Origin of the sequence: Geothrix rubra, from assembly GCF_030268065.1 — a bacterium.
GTDB lineage: Bacteria > Acidobacteriota > Holophagae > Holophagales > Holophagaceae > Geothrix > Geothrix rubra.
This window is the reverse complement of sequence record NZ_BSDD01000004.1, coordinates 106,560-131,318: the sequence shown is the minus strand read 5'-3', so window position 1 is coordinate 131,318 and position 24,759 is coordinate 106,560. Positions and strand designations below refer to the sequence as shown.

Genomic DNA, 24,759 nt, shown 5'->3' with positions numbered 1-24,759 from the left:
GAGTCTACCAGAGCCCCGGGGCGGCCTCTCCGGCGCCGCTAGCGCGCCAGGAAGGGATCCAGGATCACGGCGGCGGTGAGGAGCAGGGCGAAGAGGTTGATGTTCATGAACACGCGGCGGAACAGCCGGGCGTCCAGCTCGGCCTTCCCCAGCAGCGGCAGGGAGCCCACGAGCAGCCAGAAGGCGGCGCCCGCCAGGAGGAGGAGAGCCGGCAGCGTGCCGAGCACGCGGAACACGGGCAGCAGGCCGCAGGCGGCGGCCGTGCCGCAGATCCAGGTGAAGGTGAGGCGGGCCAGGCGGCGGCGGCCGAAGACCTTCACCAGCGTGGGGAAGCCGGCCTCCTCGTAGCCCTCCGCGTGGAGCGCCACCAGCAGCCAGAAGTGGGGCACCTGCCAGATGAAGAAGACGAAGGCCAGGGCCAGGACGGTGGGATCCTTCACGGCGCCGCCGGCGGCGGCCCAGCCGATGGCCGGGGGCAGCGCGCCGATGAGGGAGCCGGGCACCACCGCGAAGGCGCTCACCCGCTTCAGGGGGGTGTAGAAGCCGTTGTACCAGGCCAGGGCCAGGGCCCCGAGCCAGGCCGAGGCCGGGCCATGGACCAGGTACAGGAGGAGGAAGCCCGCCAGGGCCAGCCCCACGGCGATGGCCGTGGCGCCGGCGGGGGTGAACTCGCCGCGGGGCAGCGGCCGGTGCCAGGTGCGGGGCATCCGGGCGTCCAGGTGCCGCTCCTGCACCTCGTTGAGGGCGCTGGAGCCCATGGCCAGGAGCAGGATGCCGAGCAGGGTCGTGGCCAGGCCGGCATCCGCCCCCCGGCGGAAGGCGATGTAGCCGGCCGCGGCGGTGAAGGTGGACGCGCCGGAGATGCGCAGCTTGGTCAGCTCCAGGAGGGAGGCGGCGAGGCCGGGCTTCCGGACGGGGATGGCGGCTGCGGTCAAGGCGGCTCCGGGGCGGGTGCTACTTCAGGGTCTTCAGGTAGCCGACGACGTCGTCGAGCTCCCTGGGCGCCAGCGGGGTGGGCGGCATGGAGGGCGGGTACCCCCGGACCACATCCTTCATCGGGTTCACGATGGCCTGGCGCAGGTAGGCCTCATCCACCGTGACGGTGCGGGCGGCCTTCCCGCTCAGCACCACTTCCTGCTTGCCGAACAGGCCCTTGAGGGTGGGGCCGACCATGGGCTTGCCGTCCACGGAGTGGCAGTCCAGGCAGCCCTTGGCGGTCAGGACGGCCAGGCCGGGATGCGTGAACTCGGCCACCGGCTTCGGCGGGTCCGGGACGGGCTTGGGTTCCGGCGCGTCATCGCCGCCGAAGTACCAGGCCTTGAAGGCGTCCTCGGGCACCACCACGACCTTGCTGAGCATGAGGCTGTGGTCCACGCCGCAGATCACCGTGCACTCGATGTCGAAGCTGCCGAGCTTGGTGGCCTCGAACCAGGTGGTGTTGGTGTGGCTGGGGACCGCGTCGACCTTCAGGCGGAAGGCGGGCACGAAGAACCCGTGGACCACGTCCAGGCTGCGGACCTCCACCTTCATGGGCTTGCCCAGGGGGGCGTAGAGGATCTTGCTCTGCTTGCCGTTGGGGTACTCGAAGGACCAGCTCCACTGGCGGGCGTTGACCTTCACGGCCATGGCGTCGCGGGGTGCCTGGCGCATGTACTCGTAGTTGGTCCAGCCGTAGTAGAAGATCGTGAGGAACATCACGAGGGGGATGGTGGTCCAGAGGATCTCGAGGCCGGTGTGGCCCTCGATCTGCTCGGCCTTCGGGTGGCGCTTCCGGCTGTAGCGGATGACGAAGTAGATCATCAGCGCCGTGATGAAGATCAGGAACGCCACAGACAGGCCGAACACGTAGAAGAACACCGCATCCGATTTCTGGGCCGAGGTGGAGGCTTGCGTGATCCAATCCATGGCGGGTCCTCAGCGGAAGGCGACGTCGGAGAACAGCAGGGCGAAGAAGATCAGGAGCGTGCCCAGGGTGACCAGGACCACGCCCTTGAGAAGGGCGCCCTCGTACTTCAGGTGCATGAAGAAGTAGAAGACGAGCCCGGCCTTGATGGGCGTGAGGATGAGCAGGCCCCAGACGGCGTAGCTCTGGCCGAAGTGGCTCATGAGGACCAGGAGGCCCGTGAGGACCACCAGGGCCAGCCAGACCTTCACGAAGGTGCCGTAGCCGGGATGCTCGACGCCGTGGTCGTCGGCGTGTTCGGAGGATGCGAGGGAATGATCGCTCATGAGTCGGTCCTTACGCCGCGAGGTAGAACAGCGGGAGGAGGAAGATCCAGATCACGTCCACCAGGTGCCAGTAGAGGCCCCCGTTCTCCAGGTGCACGTAGCGGTCCTGGGTGATCTCGCCCTTCGCCACCATGCGGAGCATGTAGCCCAGGACGGAGAGGCCGGCGATGACGTGCAGCCCGTGGAGGCCCGTCATGGTGAAGTAGAGCCCGAAGAAGACCTGCTCCCCGTGGGGCAGCGTGGCCAGGTGCGCCGAGTTCGGGTAGAGGCCGTGGTGGAACTTGGTGGCCCACTCGAAGGACTTGATGACGAGGAAGACCAGGCCCAGGCCCAGGGTGGTGGCGAGGAAGGCCATGGTCTTGCGGCGGTCGCCCCGCTGGATGGCCACGATGGCGAGCACCACCGTGAGGCTGCTCGTGAGCAGCACCAGGGTGTTGGTGATGCCGAGGGTGGCGTTCAGCTCGGCCCCGGCATGGTGGAACTCGGCCGGATACTTGGAACGCATGTAGGAGTAGGCGATGAAGAGGCCCCCGAAGAGGACCATCTCGGTCACGAGGAAGAGCCACATGCCGAGCCGGGCGCCGAAGTCGTCCCGGTGGATCGCGTGGGCGTGGGAGGACTCGCTCATGCCTCGTTCTCCTGGGGGAAGTGGTAGGGATCGGTGGTGATGGTCGGGATCTCCTCGAAGTTCTCGACGGGAGGCGGGCTGGGAATGGTCCATTCCAGCGTCACGCCGCCCCAGGGATTGTCCTCGGCCTTCTCGCCCTTGAGGGAGGCGTAGACCAGGGTGCCGAAGAACATGAACAGGCCGAGCACCAGGAACCAGCTGCCGACGGTCGCGATCTCATGCCCGGTGTTGAACTGGGGCAGGTGGTGGAAGTAGCGGCGGGGCATGCCCATCATCCCCAGCACCAGCATGGTGAAGTAGAGCATGTTGAAGCCGATGAAGAGCGGGACCCAGGAAGCGTAGATGGCCTTCTTGGAATACATCTTCCCGAACATCTTGGGGAACCAGTACAGCAGCGCCGCGAAGAAGGCGAACCCGGTGCCGCCGAACATCACGTAGTGGAAGTGGCCCACGATGAAGTAGGTGTCATGGATGTGGACATTGATGGCCAGGGCCCCTTGCATGACCCCCGTAAGCCCCCCGATGCAGAACAGGAAGATGAAGGTCAGGGCGAAGAGGAGGGGCGGCTGGAAGTCGATGGAGCCCTTGTAGAGGGTACTCACCCAGTTGAAGACCTTGATGGCGCTGGGCACGGCCACGATCATCGTGAGGAGCGAGAACAGCATCACCGAGAAGGAGCTGAGCCCGCTGGTGAACATGTGGTGGGCCCACACCAGGCTGCCCACGCCGGCGATGCTCATGCTGGAGAAGGCGATGGCCTTGTAGCCGAAGATGGGACGGCGGGCGAAGGTGGGCAGGATCTCGGTGATGGCGCCCATGGCCGGCAGGATCATGATGTAGACGGCCGGGTGGCTGTAGATCCAGAAGAGGTGCTGGTAGAGCAGCGGATCGCCGCCCTTGACGGGATCGAAGATGCCGATGCCGAAGGCCCGCTCCAGGATCACGAGCACCAGCGTGATGGCGAGGATCGGTGTGGCCAGGAGCTGGATCCAGCTGGTGGCGTAGAGCGACCAGCTGAAGAGGGGCATGCGGAACCACTTCATCCCCGGGGCCCGCAGGCGGTGGATGGTGGTGATGAAGTTGATGCCCGTGAGCATCGACGAGAAGCCGAGGATGAAGGCCGCGAACACGGCCAGCGACACGTTGGTGCCCGTCCGCATGCTGAAGGGCACGTAGAAGGTCCAGCCGGTGTCCGGTGCGCCGCCGCCGGTGAAGAGCGACAGGATGGCCAGGATGGCGCCCGACATGTAGAAGTACCAGGAGGCCAGGTTGAGCCTCGGGAAGGCGACGTCCTTCGCCCCGATCATGATGGGCAGGAAGAAGTTGCCGAAGACCGCCGGCAGGCCGGGCACCACGAACAGGAAGATCATGATGACGCCGTGGACCGTGAACAGGGCGTTGTAGGTCTCGGCGGTGATCAGGTTCTGGAACCGGGTGAGCTGGACCAGGCGCATGACGAACCCGATCCCGACACCGACGAAGAAGAAGCTGATCATCGAGTAGAGGTAGAGCATGCCGACGCGCTTGTGGTCGGTGGAGGTCAGCCAGGCCATGAGGCCCTTCCGGGCGCCCGTGTCCTCGAGGTAGCTGGGCTGGACGGTGGTGGCGTGGGTGCTCATTCGCCCTCCTCGGACTTGGCCTTCCCGCGGCCCTTGAAGACCAGGACGAGCACGAAGATCGCCGCCGCGAGAAGGGTGATGGCCGCAGCCACCTTGGTGAAATCAAGGACGTACTTGCGACCGTGGGGGTCGTAGCTGAAGCAGAAGCTCAGCAGCTTGTTGATGGACGGATGGGCCTCGCCCCGGGCGGCCTCCTGCAGGGCCATCTGGAGGTCGGCCGGCAGGTAGGTGATGCCGTACATGTAGCGGGTGACCTGGCCCTTGGGGCTGAGGATCATGAGGGCGCCGGCATGGATGAAGTCGTCGCCCACGCGCTTGTACTTGAACCCGACAGCGTCGGCCAGGGCCTTGGTGGTGGCCGCGTCCCCGGTGAGGAAACGCCAGGCACCGGAGGGGAAGGGCCGGGTCATCTCGCCCAGGTAGTTGGTGCGCTTCTGGGTGGCCATCTCCGGGGTGTCGCGGTCGTCGAAGCTGACGGTGATCACCTGGAAGTCCTTGCCGGGCTGGGCGTCCACCTTGTTCAGCACCTCGACCAGGCCGTTGAGCTGGGGCGTGCAGATGCCCGCGCAGCGGAAGTAGTTCATGGTGAGGATGGTGGGCTTGTCGATCAGGCTGCGCAGGGTGACGGGCTGGCCGTCCTCGCCCTTCAGGACGAGGTCTAGGGGCACGGTCTGGCCCAGCTTCTCGTCCACCCCGACCTCCTGGGGCGAGAAGGTGGGTGCCGCCGGCGGGGCCTGCGGGGCCGGGGCCTGGGCGCGGAGGCCGGGGCCAACCAGGAGCAGGAGACCCAGGGCGAAGGTGAGGCGTCGTGTCATTCCAGCTGGCATGGGTGTCTCCTCAGCGGCCCGTCAGGGCGGACTGGAGTTCCTTCCACTGCGCCGGGGCGTAGGTCACCACCGCGGGGGCGAACCCGTTGCCGGGGACGCCGGCGGCCACGGCTGCGGCAAAGGCCTTGTCGTCCTCGCGCCAGCGGGGGATCCCGGCCAGGGTCTGGGCGGCGCGGGCGGGATCCAGGACGGACTCCCGCAGGGCCGGGTTCTTCGACACGTCCGGGAGGGCCGGGGCGGGGTGGAACTCCGCCTCGATCCGCTTCTCGGCGAAGGCCACGGGCACCTTGTTGGGGATGGTCTCCCCGGCGCTGGCGAAGAGCTTCGCGAGGGCCTCGAGGGCCTTGGGGTCCTCCGGCCCGTGGTCGAAGGCGCCGAGGGACTGCACCACATGCACCAGGGCCATGCGGTCCTTCTTGCTGAGGTAGTTGTAGGACACCATGCCCGTGCCCTTCACGCCTTCGTCGAGCGTCTTGTAGATGTTCTCGATGCGGTAGCCGTTGGTCCACCCCGCCTGCTGCGTGAAGTTGCGGGGCTTGGGGTTGAGGCCGGCGCCGCCGGGGCCGTTGCCCTTGCCGTCCGGTCCATGGCAGGTGGCGCAGGTCTGGGCGAAGATCGCCTTCCCGCGGGTCATCAGCTCGGGATTGGGCGTCATCACGGTCCTGGGGTCGATGGGCGGCAGGACCACCTGGGCCGTGGCGGGGTAGTCCGTGGGATCCAGCCACCCGGTCTCGCCCTGGGGGGCCTCCACGGCGGCGGCCTCCTCGGGCACGTTGACGTTGCGGGTGCCCGGCACGACCAGGAACCCGAAGAGGGCCATGATGGCGATGAATCCAGCCACCACGAGCAGGGCCGAGATCAGGCGCTTGAGTTCGGAGGGGGAGACGTACTTGTCGATCATAGACGGAACTCCAGCCCTTCCTTCAGGAAGGGGTCACCGACCGGCATGTCCTCGCCCTTCTGCTGGGCGCCGCGCACCCAGAGGAGGGCGCCGCTCAGGAACAGGAGGGCGAAGCTGGCCTCGGGCCAGGAGAAGTGCGGACCGCCGGGGAGGATGGGGAAGATCAGCCAGTAGATGTCCAGGATGTGGGCCGCCAGCATCAGGACGGCCACGCGGCGGAGCCGGGAGCCGTCGCCCTTGGCGTCCCGGGTGACCAGGGCGAAGAAGGGCATCACGAAGTGGAGGAAGGCGAGCAGGACCGTCACAACGTGCCAGCCGCCGGTCAGCCGGGTCTGGAAGTAGACGACCTCGTCGGGCAGGTTGGCGTACCACATCAGCATGTACTGGGCGAAGCCGATGTAGGACCAGAACACCGTGAAGGCGAAGAGGAAGCCGCCCAGGTTGTAGAGGTGGTCCTTGCGGACGCCCTCGAGGCGGTCCTGGTCCTTGAGGTGCAGCACGGCCAGGGAGGTGGCGGCCAGTCCGCCCAGGAAGGCGCCGGCGAAGAGGTAGACGCCGAAGATGTCGCTGTACCACTCGGGCGTGAGGCCGGAGATCCAGTCGAAGGCCACGAGGGTGATGGCGAGGGCGAAGATGGCCATGAAGGCCGGCGCGAACTTGCGGGCCCGGATGTTGAAGGCGGGATCCTTCGTCTGGTCCTGCTTCAGCGAGCCGCCCACCAGCACCGCCAGCCCCAGGATGAGCAGGGCCATCACGAGCACGGTGCGGACGGAGACGAAGGGCAGGCTCAGCCAGAAGGCCTTGCCGGCCAGGATCTTGTTGTGGAGGGCCTCGGGCCGGGTGCCGGGGAAGAGCACCGGCAGGGCGCCGATGGCGAGGAGGCCGATGGGCACCACGGGGATGAGCAGGGTGGCGATGCGCTCGGGGATGCGGCGGATGGGCACGCTCCACTTGGCGTTCACCAGGTGCTCCAGGGCCACGAGGAAGAGGGCCCCCACGCCCACAGTGAAGAGGAGGACGAACCAGAGCAGCCAGTTGGCCCAGAAGCGCTCGGGGCTGGCCTTCAGGAAGGCCGCCACGACGCCCACGGCGCCGATGGCCAGGGTCCCCCGCAGGAGGTTGGTGGTCGATCGGTTCTGCTGGCTCATCGGGCGCCCGCCTCCTTCACATCCTGGTCCGTGGCGTTCTGGGCGCGCTGCAGGGCGCGCACGTAGTCCACCACCGCCCAGCGCTGAGTCTCCGTGAGGTCCGCGGCGTGGGAGGGCATGGCGTTCTTGCCCATGGTGATGACCCAGAAGATCTTGCCGTCGGGGTAGTCCCGGAACTGCTGGGCCTGGAGGTTCGCGGGCTTGGCGCCGTAGGCCGCCGTGAGGGTCGGCACGCCATTCCCGAGGGCGCCGTGGCAGAGCTCGCAGCGGTTGTGGAAGATCTTCTTGCCCATGGCCAGCACTTCGGGGGAGCGGGGCAGGGGGTTCACCAGGCTGGCGGCCTCGTCCTGGGAGGCCACGCCCAGGGGCAGATAGCCGCGGGCGACGGTGCCGGCCACGGGCATCCGCATGCCGAAGCCGTCCTTGAAGAAGGGATCGGCCTTCTGGGCGTTCAGCCGGGGCTGGTCCTCCATGTGGGACATGGGGGCCAGCACGGGGAAGAGCTTCACGGCCCCGAACATCGCCAGCCCGGCCACCACGCAGGCGGCGAAGATGCCGCCTGCCACACGGAGGATGTAGTCGGCGGAGAGGAAGGGCCCGCGGTCCGGCTCCGGCAGGACCTCGATCTGCGTGGCACCGGCCGCCAGCAGGGCCGCCTTGGCCGCCTCGGCGTCGAAGCCCTCGCCCTCGGACTCGATGGCTAGGGCATAGCGGTCGCGGGTGATGGCCTTCATGGCATCCGAGGAGAGGACCGGGTGGCCGAAGAAGGGCAGCTTGTTCAGGAGCAGCAGCATGCCCAGGCCCGCCGTGAAGGTGGCGAAGAGCACCGTCACCTCGAACATGATGGGGACGAAGGCCTCCCAGGAGGAGGGCGCCTTGCCGCCGGTCACGATGGGGTAGTCGATGGCGCTGATCCAGTATTCGAAGCCGAAGGCGGTGATGGCCCCCAGGATGCCCATGACCAGCACCATGCCGCCCAGGGGCGACCGGCGGAGGCCCAGGGCGTCGTCGATCCCGTGGATCGGATAGGGCGTGTAGGCCTCGAGGGTGCCGAGCTGCTTCCCGCGCACCTTGGGGATGGCCCCCATGAGGGCGTCGGGGCTGTCGAAGAGGCCGAGAACGGCGAAGGACTTCCCGCTACTCATGGTCGTCTCCGTGGTGGGACGGCTGGGCGCCCGGCAGGATCGCCTTCACCTCGGTGGTGGCGATGACGGGGAGCACCCGCGCGAACAGGAGGACCAGGGTGAAGAACAGGCCGAAGGAGCCCAGCAGCACCCCGAAATCCACCATCGTGGGCTTGTAGATGCGCCAGGCGGAGGGCAGGTAGTCCTGGTGCAGGGAGATGACGATGATGACGAAGCGCTCGAACCACATGCCGACGGTCACGGCCAGCGCCACGAAGATCATCCAGAAGTAGCTGGTGCGGCACTTCTTGAACCAGAGCAGCTGGGGGATGAAGATGTTGCAGCTGATGGTGAGCCAGCCCGCCCAGCCGTAGGTGCCGGAGATGATGTTCATGAAGGTGTGGTGGAGGTACTCGTTCATGGAGTACCAGGCGGTGAAGCCCTCCATCATGTAGCTGTAGCCCATGAGGCAGCTCATGCCGAGGATCACCTTGTTCATCACGTCCAGGTGGCGCATGGTGATCAGGTTCTTGAGCTGCATGGTCTCGCGCACGACCACCAGCACGATCACCACCATGGAGAAGCCGGCGAAGATGGCCCCCGCCACGAAGTAGGGGGGGAAGATCGTCATGTGCCAGCCGGGCACCACGGAGGTGGCGAAGTCGAAGGACACCACCGAGTGCACCGAGAGCACCAGGCCCGTGGCCAGGCCGGCCAGCAGGAGGTAGGCCTTCTCGTAGTGCTGCCAGTGGGAGGCGGCTCCGCGCCAGCCGAGGCTCAGGACGGTGTAGATGGTCTTCCGCACCTTGCTGGTGGTCCGGTCGCGCATGGAGGCGATGTCGGGCACCAGGCCCAGGAACCAGAACATCAGCGACACGGAGAAGTAGGTGCTGACGGCGAACACGTCCCAGAGCAGGGGGGACCGGAAGTTGGTCCAGACGCCCCGCTGGTTCGGGTAGGGAAAGAGCCAGAAGGCCAGCCAGGGGCGACCCACGTGGATGAGGGGGAAGATGCCGGCGCACATGACGGCGAAGATCGTCATGGCCTCGGCGAATCGGGCGATGGCGTTGCGCCACCGCTTCCGGAAGAGGAAGAGGATGGCCGAGATCAGCGTACCGGCATGGCCGATGCCCACCCAGAACACGAAGTTGATGATGTCGAAGGCCCAGAAGACGGGGCTGTTGTTGCCCCAGACGCCGATGCCCGTGGCGATGGTGTAGCCGATGAAGCTGAAGCCGATGACCAGCGCGGTCAGCGTGATGGCCAGGCCGATGTACCACTGCTTCGGGGGGCGGAGGTCCGGGAAGGCCAGGACCTGGTCGTCCAGGCTGCCCGGGGTGACCACGCCCTCCGTGAGCGGGGGCTCGAGCAGGCGCTCCGGGATGGCCCCGGTGCGGATGGCGGCATCAGAGCTCATGCTGACCTCCCTCGATGGCGGGGTTCTTCAGGTCCGCCAGGTAGGTGATGGCGGGCTTGACGCCGAGCTCCTCGAGGACCTTGAAGCTGCGGTTGGCCTTCACGAGCTGGGACACCTTGCTGTTGGGATCCTTCAGGTCGCCGAAGACGATGGCGTCGGAGGGGCAGGAGACGGCGCAGGCCGGGGTGATCTCGCCGTCCTGGAGGGGCCGGTCCTCGCCCTTGGCGCGGATCTTCCCGTCCTCGATGCGCTGGACGCAGAAGGTGCACTTCTCCATGACGCCCCGGGGACGGACCGTCACCTCGGGGTTGTAGATCAGGCTCTCGGGCTCGACCTTGTCCGCCGTGTACTCGAGGAAGTTGAAACGGCGCACCTTGTAGGGGCAGTTGTTGGCGCAGTAGCGGGTGCCCACGCAGCGGTTGTAGACCATCTGGTTCAGCCCCTCGGGGCTGTGGTTGGTGGCGTTCACCGGGCAGACGTTCTCGCAGGGCGCGTCGTCGCAGTGCTGGCAGAGCATGGGCTGGTGGACCACCTTCGGGTTGTCCACGTCGCCCTCGTAGTAGCTGTCGAGGCGGATCCAGTGCATCTCGCGGCCCCGGGTGACCTGCTCGGGACCCACCACGGCCACATTGTTCTCGGACTGGCAGCCCACCATGCAGCCGCTGCAGCCCACGCAGGCGGCGAGGTCGATGACCATGCCCCACTTGTGCTGCGGGAATTCCTGGTCGGGGTAGAGGGTGACCAGTTCGGGGCCCTTCTTGCGGTCCCTGGCCTCCTGGGCGTATTCGGCCAGGCTCCAGGACTGGACGATCTCGCGGCCGTCCAGGCGGTGGTGGGCCTGGGTGCGGGAGAGGGGCTTGCTGCCGCCGGCGGCGGCGACCTGCACCCCGGAGCGGAGGTTCGGTGCGGCGGGATCGAGGGCCATCAGGGGGAAGGCGTTGACGCCCTTCCCGGCGGCCATCTCGCCGGTGGTCCGGCCGTAGCCCAGGGCCAGGGTGACGACGCCCTTGGCCTGCCCGGGCTGGAGGACGACGGGCACGCGCAGGGTCGTCCCGTCCACCGTGAGGGTGGCCAGGTCGCCGTCGTTCAGCTTGAGGCGCCTGGCGTCGGCCACGGAGAGGAGCAGCGGGTTGTCCCAGGTCATCTTGGTGACGGGGTCCGGCGTCTCCATGAGCCAGCCGTTGTTGGCGTAGCGGCCGTCATGGGTGGCGAAGCCGGGGACGAGGACCAGCTCCAGGTCGCCGCCCTGGGCCGCGAGGGCCTGCTTCGCGGCGGCGGCGAGGGTCGCGCCCTTGAAGACCGGGGCGGGAGCGGCCTTGCCGTCCTTCACCAGGCCGTCGTGGAGGGCCACCTCGAAGTAGCGCTCGAAGGCCACGGGGCTGCCGGCGGGGTAGACCTCCTTCTGCCAGCGGGCCTTCAGGTAGGCGTGGTAGTCGGCGGGCACCGCCGCGCCCAGGCCCTTGAGGGCGGCCAGGAGGACGTCCTCGCCCTGCCGGGTGTCGTAGAGGGCGCCGATGGCGGGCTGCTGGAGGATGAAGAGCTCGCCGCTGCCGAAGTCGTTCCAGGACTCCAGCCAGTGGTTCACGGGCAGGAGCAGCTGGCACTGGGCGGCGGTCTCGTCCTCGGCCAGGCCCATCCAGGCGCGGAAGGGGACCTTGGCCAGGGCGTCCTTCCAGGCCTGGGCCCGGGGGAAGGCGTAGGCGGGGTTCACGTCCCAGAGGAGGACGGCGGCGTAGCGCCCGGCGGCCATGCCCTGCATGGCGGCGTCCAGGTCCTTGACCGTGGCCAGGGGCTCGGCGGCCCGCAGCTCCAGGGCCTGGGAGCCCAGCATGGCGTTCAGCAGGTGGGCGGCCTGGTGGGCCTCGGCGGACATCTCGGCGCCGCAGAGCACCAGGGCCTCGCGGCGGGCGGATGCCAGGTCGTTCACGAGGTTCTTCCACGCCTCGGCGGGGATGTCCACGCCCTGGGGCACGCCTGCGGGCACGGCGGACAGGTCGGCGCCGGCGGGCAGGCCCAGGCCGCGGGACTGCAGCGCCTTCGCCAGGGCGAAGGCCACGGCGGCGATCCGGGAGGGCCGCACGGGGAAGCGCTGGTCGGCGTTGGAGCCGGTGATGCTCAGGGGGCCCTCGAGCACCCACAGGCGGTTGGTGGCCTGGCCGGGCTCGCTGAGGCGGCGCTTGGCGCCGAAGGCCGCCAGGGCCTCGGGGTCCTCGCCGCTGAGGAAGTCGGCGCCCAGGGAGAGGACGACCTTGGCCTTCTCCAGGCGGGGAGCCACTTCCACATCCGTTCCGAAGACGGCGCGGGCACCCTCGGCGGCACCATCCCCACGGACGGGCTCCCAGGCCAGGTGCTCCAGCGTGGGCAGGGCGGCCTTCAGGTCGGCGAACAGGGCCTTCCGGCTGGGGGAGGCGACGGCGCCGGTGATGAGCAGGACGGGCTTGCCCGCGGCCTTGGCGCCCGCGAGGGCAGCGGTCATCCGGCTGTCGGCCTCGGCCCAGGCGAGGGGACGGCCCTCGGCCTTGGGGGCGCGGAGGCGGTCGGCATCGTAGAGGCCCATGATGTCGGCGATGGTGCGGGGGCTGGTCTTGCCCTTGAAGCCCGGGTGCTCGTCGTTGCCCGTGATGTGGATGGGCCGGCCCTCGCGGGTCTTCACCAGCACGGAGTAGGCGCGGCGGCCCTCCTGGCGGGCGCTGGCGTAGTAGTTGGCCACGCCGGGGATCACCTCCACGGGGCGGCGGGTGTAGGGGACGATGGTCCCCTGGCCCTTCCGGTCGCAGGCCACGGTGGCGGCCAGGGCGGCGGCGCCGCCCATGAGGCCCAGGAAGCCACGGCGGGAGAACTCGGAGGGGGCCGGCAGGTCGGCCACGTCCACGGCGCCGGGGAGGAACTCGTCGTGGGCCGCCTTGCGGGCCTCGGGCGTCTCCTCGCGCTCGCCGAGGGTGCGCCAGTAGCGCGGGATCTCGACCGGGGGCTCGGGGGAGGGGGGGATCTGGGTCTTCATCGGATCATCCACGGCGCTTGACGGAATGGGTGGGCGGGGTGAGGGCGAGGCGGGCGGGCGCCTCCGCGGGCGGCGCCTCGGGAGGCGTCTCCTTGCCGGCCCGGAAGGCCACGTTCACGGCCTGCCGCCCCAGCAGCAGGGGGCCGGCCACGAGGGCCGCCAGCCGGCCCAGGATTTCGCGTCGGTTCGAGGTGCCCATCATCTACTCCCGTCGGGGTCGGATCGTGCTAGCGGTGGCAGGCGGAACAGTTCTCGGGACCCCGGGTGATCTTGGAGTCCTTGGGCAGGGCGGCGTGGGGATCCCGGTGGCAGCCCAGGCAGTTCGCCATGCGCATGCCCATCTCCCGGGTGATCACCGGCATGGTCTGGACCTCGCCATGGCAGGTCTGGCAGGCGATGCCCGCGTTCACGTGGGGGCGGTGGTCGAAGAAGACGTGGTCGGGCAGGGTGTGGACCCGCTGCCAGAGGATGGGCTTCCCGGCGTTGTAGAGCTGGGTGAGCTTCTGGATCGCGGGCCGGTCCGTGCGGGTCACCTTGTGGCAGCCCATGCAGACCTCGGCGCTGGGCACGCCGGCCGAGCGGGAGCGCTCCGCCCCCGAGTGGCAGTAGAGGCACTGCATCTTCATGGTCCCGGCGTGCAGCTGGTGCGAGAAGGGGATGGGCTGCTCGGGGGCGTAGCCCTTGGCAAACCGGTCCGGCTGGGTGAACCAGCCCACCGCCAGGACGGTGGAGAGGACGGCCACGGCGCCCACCGGCAGGACGAAGCGGAACGCTCGGTCGAATGGATGCATGCACTACCTCACGGAAGGTGCGTTGGGGCCTGGGGCCGGGGGGCCCGGGTCCGGATGGGGGGGCCTGGAAGGGCACCGGCCGCACCCGGAGCCGCGGCGGGAACGGAAGGTCCCCTGGGCGGCGGTCCGGTTCGTTCGACTGTCGAGTAAAGCGGGAAGATCCAGCAGCTTCCCACGCCAGGGCCGCCCGGGGAAGAACCCCGTTTCAGGACACGCAGCGCGAGCAGACGCTGTCCCGATCATAGTGCATACGAACTAGATTGTTTATCCGTTTTTTCTGAACCGTGGTGAGCTTATAAAAGGATTCTGGGGTGTTTTATAAAAGGCTCCAGGGGAGGGCGATTTCATCCATGCGTGACATTGGTCACACGGGAATTTCGGCCACACCTCGCCTCCGGGGACCCCGCCGGGCCGGTTGATGCCCCTTCCATCCGGAATTTCGGGCCCGGAACGCTCAGTCGGGGAAGCGGACCCACGCCTTGAGGACGCCCAGTTCCAGGAAGAGGGCCCCCATCCGTTCGACCGGAAGGCCCATCACCGTGGAGAAGCTGCCCTCGACCCCCTCGATGAAGAGGGCGCCGATGCCCTGGATGGCGTAGGACCCCGCCTTGTCCATGGGCTCCCGGGTGCCGACGTACCAGCGGATCTGGGCCTCGGTCATGGGGCGGAAGCGGACCTGGGCCGTGTCCACGAAGCTGTGGACCTCGGCGTTCCTCCGCAGGCAGAAGCCGGTGTGGACCTGATGGGCCCGGCCCTGGATCAGGGTGAGCATCCGGACCGCATCCTCCACGTCCACCGGCTTGTTCAGGGTGTGGTGGTCCACGGCCACGGTGGTATCCGCGGCCATCACCCAGCGGCCGGGATTCCTCCGGGCGACGACCTCGGCCTTCAGTTCCGCGAGGCGGAGCACCAGGTCCATGGGCTCCTCGTCCAGGAGGGGGGACTCGTCCACCGAGGGTGCCTGGAGCTCGAAGGGGATGCGCATCGCCTCCATCCAGTGGCGCCGCCGGGGGCTGCCGCTGGCGAGGATGAGGGGCAGGAGGGAGGCCAGGGGCGTGCCCGGGAAGGTGTCGGTCATCGGAGCCCCCTGCGCTTCAGCTCATCCACCCGCACCCGCATGTGGACGCTGTCCATCTCCTCGCCCCGGGCGAAGCCGAAGCGCGGGTAGAAGGGCGCGGCGTCGCGGGTCTCCAGCACGAACCGCTGCACGTCCCCCACCCAGGGATGGCGCAGGGCCCACTGCACGAGGACCGTGGCGATGCCGAGGCCCATCATGTCCTGGGCGGTGACCACGTCGTAGAGCTTGGCCTCGTAGGCGTGGTCGGACCAGACGCGGGTGGCGCCCACCAGACGGCCGCCCTTGGACCCCTCGGGCACCAGGCGGGCCGTCAGCATCCGGGAACAGGCCAGCAGGCGCCGCCACTGTTCGATGGTGCGGTGGGAGGTCCAGTACACGTCCTCCGCCTGGAAGAAGATCTGCAGCTCCTTCGGCTCCACGGTCCAGGACTCGTCGAAGAACGCCACGGTGCCGTGGGGCGTCGAGAGGGGCTCTGGGACGAGGAAATCGCGATCCATCAGGCTTTCCGGGGCTGGGCCCTCCATCCTATCAGCAAGGATCCGGCGGCGAGACCCGCCAGGAGGAGGCGCTGCAGCCAGGGGGACCGGGCCGGCGTGTGCACGGGCCGCCAGTCCAGGGACCGGGCGTAGGCGCCCTCCGTCAGGGGGTGCCCCCACAGTTCGAAGCGCCCATCTTCGCGGAAGATCCCGGACTTGCCCGTGAGCGTGGCGCGCACCAGGGGCACGCCGAGCTCCACCGGCCGGAGCCGGATCTGGGCGGCGTGCAGGTCCGTGGCGATGCTGCGGTCGAACCAGCCGTCGTTGGTGTGGTTGGAGAGGAGGTCGGCCCCGCCCAGGTCCAGGCCCTGCCGGGCGCGCTCCGGGTCCAGGGCCTCGCTGCAGATGAGGGGCGCCACCCGCACCCCGCCGGAGCCCGGCACGGCAAAGGCACAGCCCGGGGCCAGCCGGCCCGGCTCCTGGGAGATGAAACCGAGCTTCGCGTCCATCCAGGTGCGGAACCAGTCCGGCCCCGGGATGCGCTCCCCGAAGGGCATGGGCTCGGTCTTGGCGAAGACGAAATCCGGCTGGCCCGCGACTTCGCCCCGCACCAGGTTGTACGGCCCGCCTTCGGTCCCGTAGAGCCAGGCCACGCCGCGCCGGGCCGCCTCGGCCTGGAGCCGCGGATCGGGCTGGCGGTCGTCCCGGCCCAGGACCGAGCTCTCGGGCCAGAGCAGCAGGGTGGGGCGGTCCGCCCGGGGCAGGTGGGCGGCGGCCAGCAGGGCGTCGCTGCGGCGCCACATCTCCGCTTCCATGCCCGGCCAGCGCAGGCCCGCCGGGAAGTTGGGCTGCACGATGGCCACGTCCAGGCGGTGCTCGGCGCCCCGGGGCAGGGCGAACCAGGCGAGGCCCAGGACACCCATCGTCCCTGCGGCCGCGGCCAACGGGGCAAGGATCCGGCCGGGGGAGGCTCCCCGGACCCGCGCCGCCGCCGCCCAGGCGCCGGCGCCCCAGGCCAGCGCCGAGAGGCCGCGGGTGGTGAGGAAGGCCGCGCTGCGGGCCGTCCAGGGGAGGGCGCCGAAGGCCGCGCCCCAGCTCCACGGATAGATGTGGAAGCCCCAGGCCTCCCAGACCAGGATCCCCAGGGCCGCGCCGAAGGCCGCGCCCGGCGCGCCGGACCGCCGGAACAGCCAGCGGGAGAAGAGCACCGCCAGCAGGAACCCCAGGCCCTCCCAGGCATAGAAGAGGGCGCTGCCCACCAGGGCCAGGGACCAGGGCAGGCCCCCCTTGCTCTCCAGGGTGGCCGGCACCCAGGAGAAGAGGAGGACGAGGCCCGTCAGGAGGGCGGCCCCGAGCCAGAGGGCGTGGCGGCCCCGGAAGGCCGTCTCCAGCAGCAGCAGGGGGAACAGCAGGGCGGCCGCGGGTTCCAGCCAGCCCCCCAGGGCGCCGGGGAAGCGGTAGGCCAGGACGAAGACGAGCCCGAGGAGGAGGGCCTCGAGGGGGCGGAGGAGCCAGGGTTTCACGGGCGGAGCCTCCGGTCGGTCTCGTAGCAGGCGATGCCCGCGGCCACGGCGGCGTTGAGGCTCTCCACGCCCCGGATGGGGATGGCGAGGCGCTGCACGGCCCCGGGCAGGTCCACGCCGGTCCAGCCGTGGCCTTCGTTGCCCACCCACAGGCGCAGGGGTTCCGAAAGGTCCGCCTCGGCCAGCGGCAGGGCGCCGGGCCCGCCGTCCAGGGCGTACCACCGGCCCGCGTCCGGTGTCAGGGCCGCCACCCGGCGCAGGGGCAGGAGGAAGGCCGCGCCCATGCTGCCGCGCAGGGCCTTGGGGGCGAAGGGGTCGGCGCAGCCGGGACCCAGGAGGGCCTCCTGGAAGCCGAAGGCGGCGGCGCTGCGGAGGAGGGCCCCCAGGTTGCCGGGATCCTGGATGCCCCAGGCGCCGATGACCCGGCCCGGGAGCGGCCCGGCGGGATCGGGGCCCAGCTCCGCCAGGAGGGCGTGGGCCGGCGGGCTGCCGGCGTCGGCCAGGTCCCGCATCAGGGCCTCGCCCAGGACGAGGGTCTCCACGCCCAGCTCCGCTTCCAGCGGATGGGGCCCGGCCTGGTCCAATCGCAGCCAGAGGGCGGGCCGGAACCGCTGTCCGGCCGGCCTGCGGCGCCCCTCGGCCCAGGCCTCGATCAGCTTCTCCCCCAGGAGGAGCGTGGCTTCGCGTCGGGCGCCCCCGTCCTTGAGGCGGTCGCGCAGGTCCCTGAAGCGGGGGTTGGCCTTGCTGGTGACGAGGGGCATGGCGGCCGGTCCGGATGAGGCTCCAGGGTAAGCGATGGGGGCCGCCCGCGGGTCAGGGAGCGGGAGGCGCCGGCGGGGTGTGGGCCTTCACCCAGGCGTCGATGGCCCGGCGGATCTCCGGCATGGCCCGCTGGGTGGCCTCGATGCCGGCCTGCATGCAGCGCTTCTTCTGGGTGAAGTCCAGCATCCCCACGTCCCCGATGCCGGCGGGCGTGATGAGGATGTCCGCGGCCCGCTTCGCGTGCTCGACGTTGCGGGCGAACATGATGTTGGTGGCCTGCAGCGTGACGTCCACCAGGTTCGTGATGCTGGTGTTCCCCAGGTTGGCGCTGATGTCCACGGCGATGACCAGGTCGGCGCCCCGGGCCTTGGCCACGGCGATGGGGATGTTGTCCACCACCCCGCCGTCCACGAGGATCTTGCCCTGGTGCTGGACGGGCTGGAACACGCCCGGGATGGCCGCGCTGGCCCGGATGGCGCGGGCCACCGAGCCCTTGTCGAGCACCACTTCGTAGCCCCAGTTGAGGTCGGTGGCCACGGCCGCGAAGGGGATCCGCAGGTTCTCGATGTTGGCCGTCTTCACGTGGCCCTTGACCCAGGCCTCCAGCTTGTCGCCCTTGGCGAAGCCCATGCCCGTGACGGCGTTCAGCACGCCGAAGTCGAAGAGGTCCTCCTTCTGGAGCTGGAAGGCCGTCCATTCCAGGTCGAAGCTGCTGCCGTCCGAGGCGTAGATGGCGCCGATGAGGCTGCCCACGCTGGTGCCCACGATCAGGTCGACCGGGATCTTCTCCTGCTCCAGGGTGCGGATGACGCCCACGTGGGCGAACCCGCGGGCCGCCCCCCCGCCCAGGACCAGCGCGATCTTCGGCTTCGGCGGCGGCCCCTGGGGTACCCGCACCACCGGCGGCGGGGGGGGCGGAGGCGGGGTCACCACCGGGGGGGCGGTCTGGCAGGCGGTGAGCAGGGCCAGGCCCGCGAGCGCGAGGGAGCTGATCAGGCGCATGGAGGTTCCTCGGGGCGAAAGGGGGAGCATACCCGAACCGGGTTGTGATCCCGGTCCGGACCGTCCTCCAGCCCCGCCCCGACTGGAGCCGGGACTGGAAGAACCCGGTCCCGGGGCAGGCCCGGGCCGGCCCGGCGGGGGGCGGTCGGCCTGCCCGCCGGGATTCGGGTTTAGACTAGGCGCTCCATCCGACCTTTCTATTCTTCCCCAGCCCCCCACCAGGAGCCTCCATGCAACCGTTTGTCCCCTCCGACCAGAACCTGAGGGAGTTCTCCCTCCGGGCGGTGCTCATCGGCCTCGTCATGGCCGTGGTGCTGGGCTCGGCCAACGCCTACCTGGGCCTGAAGGCGGGCATGACCATCGCGGCCACCTACCCGGCGGCCGTGATCGGCATGGCCCTCATCAAGCTGATGAAGGGCACCATCCTCGAGGAGAACATCGCCCGGACCGTGGGCAGCATCGGCGAGTCCATCGCCGCCGGCGCCATCTTCACCCTGCCGGCCTTCGTCATCAGCGGCATCTGGCCCACCTTCTTCACGAAGGGCCACTACCTCACCAGCTCCCTCGTCATGTTCGCGGGCGGCGTGCTGGGCATCATGTTCGTGGCCCTCCTCCGCCGCGTGATGGTGGAAGACGCCGAACTGCCCTACCCCGAGAGCATCGCGGCCGCGGAGATCCACAAGGCCGGGGCCCGGGGCGGCAGCGGCACCAAGTTCCTCTTCGGCGCCATGGGCATCGCGGCCGTGATCCAGGGCCTGGTGCAGGTCCAGCTCTTCGCCACGGCCTGGGAGAAGTTCATCCAGTTCAAGGTGGCCAGCATCAACCTGGTGCAGGGCCTCAAGGCCAAGGTCGCCGGCGGCCTGCTGCTCAGCTCCCCGGGCATCAGCCCGGCCTACATGGGCGTGGGCTACATCATCGGGCCCAAGCTGGGCGCCCTGAACTTCTCCGGCGGTGTCCTCGCCTGGGGCCTGCTGGTGCCCATGATCACCTACTTCCTGGCCCCCGGCGTCTTCCCCAACGGGGCCTCGAACGGCGACTGGATCGCCCTCTCCTACTCCGTGTGGATGAACATCGTCCGGCCCATCGCCATCGGCGGCATGCTCGTGGGCGCCGGCTTCACCCTCTTCAAGATGCGCAAGAGCCTGGCCACGGGCCTCACCCGCTCCGTCTCCGACGTGAAGAAGGCCGCCGCCGGCGAGCACACCGTGGAGCGCGTGAACAAGGACCTGCCCTTCACCTGGGTGCTGGGGGGCATCGCCTTCGCCGCCGTGGTCACGTTCCTGGTGACCTGGAAGATCTTCGCCGTGGCCCCCCTGGTCGCCCTCGTGGCGGCCCTGGTGATGGTCATCCTCGGCTTCTTCTTCGCTGCCATCAGCGGCTACCTGGTCGGCATCATGGGCTCGAGCAACAACCCCATCTCCGGCCTCACCCTCACGGCCCTCGTCGTCACCGCCCTGGTGATGGTGGCCCTGGGCGTGAAAGGCAATGCGGGCGTGGCGGCGGTGCTCGGCGTGGCGGCCATCGTGTGCGTGAGCGCCGCGGTCGCCGGCGAGATGCTCCAGGACCTCAAGGCCGGCCACATCCTGGGCGGCACGCCCTGGCGCATGGAGCTGGGCGACATCATCGGGGTGGCCCTGGTCTCCTTCGTCCTGTTCATCCCCCTGATGGTGCTCCACGAGGGCGACATCAAGGCCCAGGCCACCCAGAAGCTGGCCCAGCTCCAGGCCCAGCAGGTGCAGACGGTGACCACCACCGACGGCAAGGTCTACACCCTGGACCAGGTGAAGGCCCTCCCCGCCGACCAGGAGAAGACCGTCCTCGGCCTCGACGCCGGCTTCGGCTCCAAGCAGCTGGCGGCCCCCCAGGCCGGCCTCATGGCGCTGCTGAGCAAGGGCATCGTCGAGGGCAAGATGGCCTGGCCGCTCATCATCGTGGGCATGATGCTGGGCCTCGCCTTCATCCTCATGCAGGTGAAGAGCCCGATGCTCGTCTCGGTGGGCATGTATCTGCCCCTGGAGACCACCTTCGCCATCTTCCTGGGGGGCGTCATCAAGGGCGTCGTGACCATGGCGGCCGAGCGCCGGGGCCTGAACGAGGCCCAGAAGGTGCGCGTGGAGAACAACGGCGTCCTCCTGGCCGCCGGCCTCATCGCCGGCGAGGCCCTGGTGGGCCTGCTCTTCGCGTCCCTGGCCTTCTTCGACGTGAACTTCCGCCTGACCCGCTTCATCTGGGGCCAGGGCAACGCGCCCGGCGCCTTCTGGATCAGCGTCCTGATCCTGCTCGGCATCGCCGTCTACCTGGTGCGGGTGCCCCTGGCCAACGCCGGCGCCGCCGACGAGCCCGCCCCGCCCAGCGCGAATTTCTAGTGACCGAGGTTTAAAGAAACACCGCCAAGACGCCAAGACGCCAAGGAATGCACTTCATTCTTTACTTGGCGTTCTTGGCGTCTTGGCGGTGATCTTTCCTGGTGAGGTCTCCATGGTGTTCCCCGATGAAACCTTCCTCGCCCTCGTGCCCGTGCAGGCGCTGACCTCGGAACCCGGGGAGAACGGCACCGTCGTCCTCATCCGGCCCAAGGTCCTGTCCCCGCGCTGGGGCTGGCTGGTGCGCTTCATGGCCCGGCCCAACTACCGCGTGAAGCTGGACGCCCGGGGCACGGCGGTCTGGCGGGCCTGCGACGGCACCCGGACGATCGGACAGGTGGCCGAGGCCGTCGCCGCCGCCTTCCCCGAGGAGGTCGACACGACCCGCCGGACCGCCCTCTTCGTCCGGGAGCTGGCCCTGGGAAGGTTCATCCGGCTCGCCTAGGACCAGACGCCAACCGCCGAGGATGCGGAGAAAAGTAACCTCTGCGTTCTCCGCGTTCTCTGCGGTGAACAAGCCGTTGCATCGCCTCGCCCCGGGCCCGCTATCCTGGTGCCCCGGAGGCGTCTCCATGGCCAGGCAGGCGAAGGAGGAGGGTCAGGTCCTCACCCGCAAGCGGGAGAAGGTGCAGGAGCCGGGGATGTGGAAGGTGCTCCTCCACAACGACGACTACACCACCCAAGAGTTCGTGGTGTGGCTGCTCAAGACGGTCTTCCGCAAGCCCGAGGCCGAGGCCATGGCCATCATGCTCGCCGTGCACCGGGCGGGCATCGGGGTGGCCGGGGTCTACACCCGGGACGTGGCGGAGACCCGGGCGGAGAAGGCCCGGCAGCTGGCGGAGCGCCAGGGGTTCCCGCTCCTCTGCACCGTGGAGGCCGAGGATGCCTGAGATTCCGAGCCTGAGCCCCGAGCTGGATCCCGAGCTGAACCGGGGCTTCCAGCGGGCCTTCGAGCTGGCCCGCGCCCGCCGCCACGAGGACGTGGCCCTGGAGCACCTCCTGCTGGCCCTCCTGGAGGAGGCGCACGCCGCGGCGGCCCTCAAGGCCTGCGGGGTGAAGCTGGCGGCCCTGCGGGCCGACCTGGAGGCGGTCCTCGACCGGGCCTTCGAGCGGGTGCCCGGGAGCGAAGTCGTGCAGCCCCACAGCACCCTGGGCTTCGTGCGGGTGGTGGAACGGGCCCTCATGCACGCCCTCAGCGCGGGTCAGCGCACCGTCCGCGGCGGGGAGCTGCTGCCGGCGATGCTCGAGGAGCCGGACAGCCCGGCCCGGCACCTGCTGGAGCAGCACGGCGTGAAGCGCCTGGCCCTGCTGAAGGCCCTCAGCCACGGGCCCGCCGCCCCGCGGAAGAACGCCGCGAAGCAGCCTCCGGCGGAGGCCGAGGAGGAGGATGCGGTGGCGGTCGACCCCCTGGAGGCCTACGCCTCGGATCTGGTGGCCCGGGCCGCAGCCGGCCGGCTGGATCCCCTGGTGGGCCGCGAGGCGGAGATCACCCGCATGGCCCAGGTGCTCTGCCGCCGGCGGAAGAACAACCCCCTGCTGGTGGGCGAGTCGGGCGTGGGGAAGACGGCCCTGGTGGAGGGCCTGGCCAGGCGCATCCACGAAGGGAAGGTGCCCGAGACCCTGAAGGACGCCCGGATCTTCGCCCTGGACCTTGGCGCCCTCCTGGCCGGCAGCCGCTACCGGGGCGACTTCGAGGAGCGGCTCAAGGCCGTGCTCAAGGCCCTGGAGGAACAGCCCGGCGCCATCCTCTTCGTGGACGAGCTGCACACCCTCGTCGGTGCCGGCGCCACCAGCGGCGGGGCCATGGACGCGGCCAACCTGCTGAAGCCGGCCCTGGCCTCCGGCGACCTGCGCTGCATCGGCGCCAGCACCTTCCAGGACCTGAAGGGCTCCCTGGATCGGGATCGGGCCCTGGCCCGGCGCTTCCAGGTGGTGGAGGTCTCCGAGCCCACCGAGGCCGAGGCCCTGGCCGTGCTGCAGGGCCTGAAGGCCGCCTACGAGTCCCACCACGGCATCAAGTACGACGACGGGGCCCTGGAGGCGGCCGTGCGCCTGGCCGCCAAGCACCTGCCGGAGCGGAAGCTGCCGGACAGCGCCCTGGATGTGCTGGATGAGGCCGGGGCCGCCCAGAAGCTGCTGCCCCGCCGCAGCCGGGCCAAGCGGGTGGGGCCGGGGGAGATCGAGGCCGTGGTGGCCCGCATGGCCCGGGTGCCCGTGGCCTCCGTGAGCGCCGACGACCGGGAGGCCCTGGCGAACCTGGAGACGGCGCTCAAGGCGCAGATCTTCGGCCAGGATCCGGCCTGCGAGGCCGTGGCCGGCGCCATCAAGCTGGCCCGGTCGGGCCTGCGGGACCCCCTGAAGCCCATGGGCTGCTTCCTCTTCGCGGGGCCCACGGGCGTGGGCAAGACGGAGCTGTCCAAGCAGCTGGCGAAGGCCCTGGGCATCGCGTTCCTGCGTTTCGACATGAGCGAGTACCAGGAGAAGCACGCCGTCGCCCGCCTCATCGGCGCCCCGCCCGGCTACGTGGGCTACGAGGAGGGGGGCCTGCTCACGGACGCCGTGCGCAAGCAGCCCCACGCGGTGGTGCTGCTGGACGAGCTGGAGAAGGCCCACCCGGATCTCTTCGGTATCCTGCTGCAGGTCATGGACCACGCCGCGCTCACGGACAGCCACGGCCGCTCGGCGGATTTCCGCCATACGGTGCTCATCCTCACCACCAACGTGGGGGCCCGGGAGCTGTCGGCCCGGCAGGTGGGCTTCGCGGAGGCCGGCGGGCGCCGCTCGGCCACCGGCAGCATCGAGAAGGCCTTCAGCCCCGAGTTCCGCAACCGCCTGGACGCCATCCTGCAGTTCGCGCCCCTGGGGCGGTCCGAGATGGAACGCGTGGCCGACAAGCACCTGAGGGACCTGGAATCCCAGCTGAAGGAGAAGGGCGTCACCCTGGCCTGCACCCCCGCGGCGCGGACCTGGCTCGCGCAGAAGGGCTTCGATCCCGCGTTCGGCGCCCGGCCCATGGCCCGGCTCATCGAGCGCGAGCTGCGCCGCCCCCTGGCGGAAGCCATCCTCTTCGGCCCCCTGGAGAAGGGCGGCACCGCGACCGTGGACGCGAAGGACGGCGCCCTGTGCCTGTCTTTCGCCTGAGGCGGGAACTCGTCTTCCCCGATCCGGCGCAGGCCGAGGAGGGCCTGCTCGCCGTCGGGGGCGACCTGAGCCTGCCACGTCTGCTCCTGGCCTACGGCAGCGGCATCTTCCCCTGGTACGGCGAGGAGGATCCCATCCTCTGGTGGTCGCCGGAGACGCGCGCCGTGCTGCGCCCCGGCCAACTGCACCTCTCGGCCCGAACCCGCCGCAGCCTCCGCCGGCGTCCCTTCGAGATTCGCTTCGACAGCGCCTTCGAGGCCGTCATCGCCGCCTGCGCCACCGTGCCCCGGCCCGGCCAGGAGGGCACCTGGATCACCCCGGAGATGCGCGCGGCCTATGTCGATCTCCACCGTGCGGGACACGCCCACAGCGTCGAGGCCTGGCGGGAGGGGGAGCTGCGCGGGGGCCTCTACGGCGTGGCCCTCGGCGGCGCCTTCTTCGGCGAGAGCATGTTCAGCCTCGAACCCGAGGCCAGCCGCGCCGCCCTCCAGGCCCTGGACGCGCGGCTGGCGGCCCGGGGCTTCACGCTGATCGACGGCCAGCTGCCCCATGAGGGCCTGGCGGGCTACGGGTTCCAGGCGGTGCCGCGGGCCCAGTTCCTGCAGCAGCTGGCGGAGGCCCTCCGCACCCAGGTGCCGGGAGGCTCCTGGGCCCTCGATCGCGACGTAAATTGCCACTGAGATATCAGGGCGGGGCATGGGCCGGGGCCTATGGTGGAAGTGGGAGCGT

General features: G+C 69.9%; 23 protein-coding genes. 5 read left to right on the top strand and 18 right to left on the bottom strand.

Features of this window, described 5'->3' with window-relative positions:
* Positions 1–38: 38 nt before the first annotated feature.
* From QSJ33_RS11055 to QSJ33_RS10970, 18 genes are all read right to left on the bottom strand, one after another.
* Positions 39–935, bottom strand: coding sequence for a protoheme IX farnesyltransferase (locus QSJ33_RS11055; RefSeq protein ID WP_285726054.1), 897 nt, complete (start codon positions 933–935; stop codon positions 39–41).
* Positions 936–954: 19 nt separating this feature from the next.
* Positions 955–1,905, bottom strand: coding sequence for a cytochrome c oxidase subunit II (gene coxB / locus QSJ33_RS11050; RefSeq protein ID WP_285726052.1), 951 nt, complete (start codon positions 1,903–1,905; stop codon positions 955–957).
* Between the two features lie 9 nt (positions 1,906–1,914).
* On the bottom strand, positions 1,915–2,229 hold the full coding sequence (locus QSJ33_RS11045; RefSeq protein ID WP_285726050.1) for a cytochrome C oxidase subunit IV family protein: 315 nt from the start codon (positions 2,227–2,229) through the stop codon (positions 1,915–1,917).
* A 10-nt stretch (positions 2,230–2,239) separates the two neighbouring features.
* Complete coding sequence (locus QSJ33_RS11040) at positions 2,240–2,857, bottom strand: cytochrome c oxidase subunit 3 family protein (RefSeq protein ID WP_285726048.1); 618 nt, start codon at positions 2,855–2,857, stop codon at positions 2,240–2,242.
* The gene (locus QSJ33_RS11035) at positions 2,854–4,476 is read right to left on the bottom strand and encodes a cytochrome c oxidase subunit I (protein WP_285726046.1); all 1,623 of its coding nucleotides are present in this window, start codon (positions 4,474–4,476) and stop codon (positions 2,854–2,856) included. The genes QSJ33_RS11040 and QSJ33_RS11035 overlap by 4 nt, the downstream gene beginning before the upstream one ends.
* Positions 4,473–5,303 (bottom strand): SCO family protein, encoded by an 831-nt coding sequence (locus QSJ33_RS11030; protein WP_285726044.1) that lies wholly within the window; start codon positions 5,301–5,303, stop codon positions 4,473–4,475. Before QSJ33_RS11030 ends, QSJ33_RS11035 begins: the two co-directional genes overlap by 4 nt.
* Before the next feature lie 10 nt (positions 5,304–5,313).
* Positions 5,314–6,204 (bottom strand): c-type cytochrome, encoded by an 891-nt coding sequence (locus QSJ33_RS11025; protein ID WP_285726042.1) that lies wholly within the window; start codon positions 6,202–6,204, stop codon positions 5,314–5,316.
* Complete coding sequence (locus QSJ33_RS11020; RefSeq protein ID WP_285726040.1) at positions 6,201–7,352, bottom strand: hypothetical protein; 1,152 nt, start codon at positions 7,350–7,352, stop codon at positions 6,201–6,203. The genes QSJ33_RS11025 and QSJ33_RS11020 overlap by 4 nt, the downstream gene beginning before the upstream one ends.
* The gene (locus QSJ33_RS11015; protein WP_285726038.1) at positions 7,349–8,497 is read right to left on the bottom strand and encodes a quinol:electron acceptor oxidoreductase subunit ActD; all 1,149 of its coding nucleotides are present in this window, start codon (positions 8,495–8,497) and stop codon (positions 7,349–7,351) included. Before QSJ33_RS11015 ends, QSJ33_RS11020 begins: the two co-directional genes overlap by 4 nt.
* Positions 8,490–9,893: an NrfD/PsrC family molybdoenzyme membrane anchor subunit gene (gene nrfD, locus QSJ33_RS11010; RefSeq protein ID WP_285726036.1), complete on the bottom strand. Its 1,404-nt coding sequence runs from the start codon at positions 9,891–9,893 to the stop codon at positions 8,490–8,492. Before nrfD ends, QSJ33_RS11015 begins: the two co-directional genes overlap by 8 nt.
* A complete protein-coding gene (locus tag QSJ33_RS11005) occupies positions 9,883–12,894 on the bottom strand; it encodes a TAT-variant-translocated molybdopterin oxidoreductase (RefSeq protein ID WP_285726034.1) in 3,012 nt (1,003 codons plus the stop codon). The genes nrfD and QSJ33_RS11005 overlap by 11 nt, the downstream gene beginning before the upstream one ends.
* A gap of 4 nt (positions 12,895–12,898) precedes the next feature.
* On the bottom strand, positions 12,899–13,093 hold the full coding sequence (locus QSJ33_RS11000; RefSeq protein ID WP_285726031.1) for a hypothetical protein: 195 nt from the start codon (positions 13,091–13,093) through the stop codon (positions 12,899–12,901).
* A gap of 28 nt (positions 13,094–13,121) precedes the next feature.
* Positions 13,122–13,685, bottom strand: a complete 564-nt coding sequence (locus tag QSJ33_RS10995) for a cytochrome c3 family protein (RefSeq protein ID WP_285726029.1) — start codon at positions 13,683–13,685, stop codon at positions 13,122–13,124.
* Between the two features lie 454 nt (positions 13,686–14,139).
* Positions 14,140–14,763: a Maf family protein gene (locus QSJ33_RS10990; protein WP_285726027.1), complete on the bottom strand. Its 624-nt coding sequence runs from the start codon at positions 14,761–14,763 to the stop codon at positions 14,140–14,142.
* Positions 14,760–15,260 (bottom strand): GNAT family N-acetyltransferase, encoded by a 501-nt coding sequence (locus QSJ33_RS10985; RefSeq protein ID WP_285726025.1) that lies wholly within the window; start codon positions 15,258–15,260, stop codon positions 14,760–14,762. The genes QSJ33_RS10990 and QSJ33_RS10985 overlap by 4 nt, the downstream gene beginning before the upstream one ends.
* The gene (gene lnt / locus QSJ33_RS10980; RefSeq protein WP_285726024.1) at positions 15,260–16,762 is read right to left on the bottom strand and encodes an apolipoprotein N-acyltransferase; all 1,503 of its coding nucleotides are present in this window, start codon (positions 16,760–16,762) and stop codon (positions 15,260–15,262) included. Before lnt ends, QSJ33_RS10985 begins: the two co-directional genes overlap by 1 nt.
* Positions 16,759–17,523, bottom strand: a complete 765-nt coding sequence (locus tag QSJ33_RS10975) for a TrmH family RNA methyltransferase (protein WP_285726021.1) — start codon at positions 17,521–17,523, stop codon at positions 16,759–16,761. Before QSJ33_RS10975 ends, lnt begins: the two co-directional genes overlap by 4 nt.
* A 52-nt stretch (positions 17,524–17,575) precedes the next feature.
* Positions 17,576–18,526 carry a patatin-like phospholipase family protein gene (locus QSJ33_RS10970; RefSeq protein WP_285726019.1) on the bottom strand — a complete coding sequence of 317 codons (951 nt, stop codon included), beginning with the start codon at positions 18,524–18,526 and terminating at the stop codon, positions 17,576–17,578.
* A 230-nt stretch (positions 18,527–18,756) separates the two neighbouring features.
* Here QSJ33_RS10970 and QSJ33_RS10965 point away from each other — a divergent pair, with 230 nt between their 5' ends.
* The 5 genes from QSJ33_RS10965 (at position 18,757) to aat (ending at position 24,710) form a co-directional block, all read left to right on the top strand.
* Entirely contained in the window at positions 18,757–20,892 is a 2,136-nt protein-coding gene (locus QSJ33_RS10965) for an OPT family oligopeptide transporter (RefSeq protein ID WP_285726017.1), read from the top strand.
* A 112-nt stretch (positions 20,893–21,004) separates the two neighbouring features.
* On the top strand, positions 21,005–21,334 hold the full coding sequence (locus QSJ33_RS10960; protein WP_285726015.1) for a PqqD family protein: 330 nt from the start codon (positions 21,005–21,007) through the stop codon (positions 21,332–21,334).
* A 127-nt stretch (positions 21,335–21,461) separates the two neighbouring features.
* On the top strand, positions 21,462–21,779 hold the full coding sequence (locus QSJ33_RS10955; protein ID WP_285726013.1) for an ATP-dependent Clp protease adaptor ClpS: 318 nt from the start codon (positions 21,462–21,464) through the stop codon (positions 21,777–21,779).
* Positions 21,772–24,030, top strand: a complete 2,259-nt coding sequence (locus QSJ33_RS10950) for an AAA family ATPase (RefSeq protein ID WP_285726011.1) — start codon at positions 21,772–21,774, stop codon at positions 24,028–24,030. The genes QSJ33_RS10955 and QSJ33_RS10950 overlap by 8 nt, the downstream gene beginning before the upstream one ends.
* Positions 24,012–24,710, top strand: coding sequence for a leucyl/phenylalanyl-tRNA--protein transferase (gene aat / locus QSJ33_RS10945; protein WP_285726009.1), 699 nt, complete (start codon positions 24,012–24,014; stop codon positions 24,708–24,710). Before QSJ33_RS10950 ends, aat begins: the two co-directional genes overlap by 19 nt.
* Positions 24,711–24,759 lie beyond the last annotated feature (49 nt).